Raw genomic sequence first — 2,909 nt, forward strand, 5'->3', positions numbered from 1 at the left:
ACGGAGTCCTTCGACCTTACGGGATATGCGGGCAACATCGTGGCCAACCCTGCGGGCCTCACCATCACCTTCTACCTGAGCCAGGCCGACGCCCAGTCGGGCACGAGCCCGATCGCGAGCCCTTACGTGAGCGCCGGGGAGACCATCTGGGTGAACCTTGCCAATACGTACTGCCAGACGGTGACCTCCTTCAATTTGGTGGTCAACCCGCTTCCGCAGCTCACCGAGCCGCTGCAGTCGATGACCAGCTGCATCGGGGCCGACGGCCTTGCCGACTTCGACCTTGCCGGGCACATCCCGGTGATCACCCAGGAACCGGGCGTCACCGTAGGCTTCTACGCGAGCCAGGCCGACGCTGCCGTACCCCAGTCCCCGCTACCTAGCCCTTACCACAGTGCGGGCGGCACGATCTGGGTACGCCTTGAGAACGCGGACTGCTTCGCCCTTGCGCCACTCGAGCTCATCGGGGCCACGGGCCCTGCCATAGACACCACGCCGGACGCGCTCTCGGTGTGCGACGACAACAACGACTGCTTCGGGGTCTTCGATTTGACCCAGGCCGCGGCCGACATCTGGGACTCGGCCAGCATCCCTGCCGGGGTGGAGTTCCATTATTACCTGACGCCTGAGGATGCCGAACAGCAGACCCAGAACTTCATAGCCGTCCCGACGGCCTACCCGAACAACGTGCCGTGCAACCAGACGATCTACGTGAGCGTGACGGCTCCGGGCAGTACCTGCCCGAGCGTGGCCCCGCTGCAGCTCATCGTGGTGCCGCGCCCGGTTGCCAACGACGACGTGCAGCCTGTGGAGCAGTGTGACGGGGAGGACAACGACGGCCTTGCGTATTTCAACCTAGCCGACCAGGCCCTTCTGGACGAGATCCTGGGCGGGCTTGACGGTACTACGCATACGGTGACGTACTACGCCACGGCTGCCGACGTGCCGGCCAACCCTATCCCGTTCAACGGGTGGGCGGCCTACCAGAGCGCCACGGCGGACATCATCGCGGTGGTGACCCATACGGCCAGCGGCTGCCGCGACCAGGTGACCGTACCGCTTGTGGTACTGGCCCTGCCGGGCGTTGCCGACATCCCGCCTTACCGCCTTTGCGATGACGACTTCGACCAGTTCATGTCCTTCGATATCGCGGGCTATGTCTCGGGCTTCCTCGTGGCGGGCCAGACGGCCGCCTTCTATGCGAGCGAGTCGGACGCGCTCTCGGGCAACGCCCCGCTTGGCAGCCCTTACACCAACACGGTGCCGGGCTCCCAATACATCTGGATCGTGGTGAGCCAGGGCGGCTGCAGCCACCTCACGGGCATGGACATCGTGGTGGACCCGAAACCGGTGCCGCACCTTCTTGCCCCGGATGACGCGCTGCTGTTCTCGTGCGACGACAACAACGACGGGTTCGCCCCGTTCAATCTTGAAGACATAGCCGATGCGATGCAGATGGGGGTTCCGGCCACCCAGATGGTGATCAACTTCTACCTGACCGAGCAGGACGCCGTCGCGGGCAACCTGCCTATCGACCAGACTATACCTTACGTGAACGTGACCCAATGGGCCCAGACGCTCTACGTGGGTGCGAACAACCCCGAGACGCCGGGCAACTGCCGCAGCGTGTGGCCGGTGACCCTTACGGTGATCCCGGGCGCGATCGCCGCGGAGCTTTCCGACCTTGTGGAGTGCGACGATGACCAGGACGGCTTTACGCAGTTCAACCTCACCGAACAGGAGGCGGCCATCATAGCCCTGCAGACGGGTCCGGCCCCTTACCAGATACGCTATTTCGAGAGCGCCTCGGACGCGGCCCAGGGCATCAGCCCTATAGGCAACATCACCAATTACACCAACCAGACGGCCTTCACCCAGCAGATCTGGTACCGCGTGGACGTGACCGGCGGCTGCCACGATGAGGACTCGTTCTTCATCAAGGTCAACGTGCCGTTCAATTTGCCGGCCACCCTCGGGTTGTTCACGCAGTGCGCGGACGCCGACGGCAACCAGCTCATCGAGTGGGACCTTCCGGTGGAGGTTCCGGTGCCGGGCATCACCTCGGGCTACCAGGTGCATTACTACCACAGCTATGCCGATGCCCTTACGGACACCGACGAGATCATGGACCCTGCCCATTATACCAACCAGGGCCCCGTGGATGACCTCGGGGTGATGGTGGAGGATCTTGCCACGGGCTGTAAGTCGTACACGATGGCCACCATCCGCGTGCTTCCGCTGCCTCATCCGCAGCAGCTGCAGGATGACGTGCTGGTCATGTGCGAGGAGAACGGATCGGATACGGCTACCTTCGATTTGACGCAGTTCGAGGACGAGCTTGCCAACGGTGACATGGGCATGGCCTTCACCTACCATACCAGCCTTGCCGACGCCGAGTCGGGCACGGCGGCGATCCCTGCCTCTGACGTGGCGGCCTACGTCTCGTCGGGCGGCACGATCTACATCCGCGTGGAGCAGCATACGCTTCCTGACGATACGGGCGCCTACTGCCATACGGTGGTGGCCATCACCCTGCAGGTGGACCAGCAGCCTGACCTTGCCCCGGGCAAGTTCCTTACGGGCTGTGAGGTGCCGGCGGGCACGGGCCAGATGTCCTTCGACCTGAACGACATCATCGCCGAGATGATGCCGGGCCAGGACACCTCGGGCTTCACTTTCGTATTCTCTGATGCGGGCGGCCCGATATCGGCCGCTGACGCCCTTGACTATACCAACCAGACCAACCCGCAGACCATCACGGTGGACGTTACCAATACGGCCACGGGCTGTACGGCCAGCCAGACCTTCGATCTCATCGTCAAGCCGGGCGCGACCGCGGCGGCCTATGCCTTCGCGGCCCAGTGCGACGACTTCGGTGACCTTACCGACGGCATCGCCGAGTTCGACCT

At 63.9% G+C, this 2,909-nt stretch carries 1 protein-coding gene; it reads left to right on the forward strand.

Going from position 1 to position 2,909, the window contains the following annotated elements:
• On the forward strand, positions 1–2,909 hold a 2,909-nt coding region (locus tag HZF10_RS17820; protein WP_503328426.1), incomplete at both ends, for an FIDD domain-containing protein.

The organism is Flavobacterium agri (genome assembly GCF_013401995.1).
Taxonomy (GTDB): domain Bacteria; phylum Bacteroidota; class Bacteroidia; order Flavobacteriales; family Flavobacteriaceae; genus Flavobacterium; species Flavobacterium agri.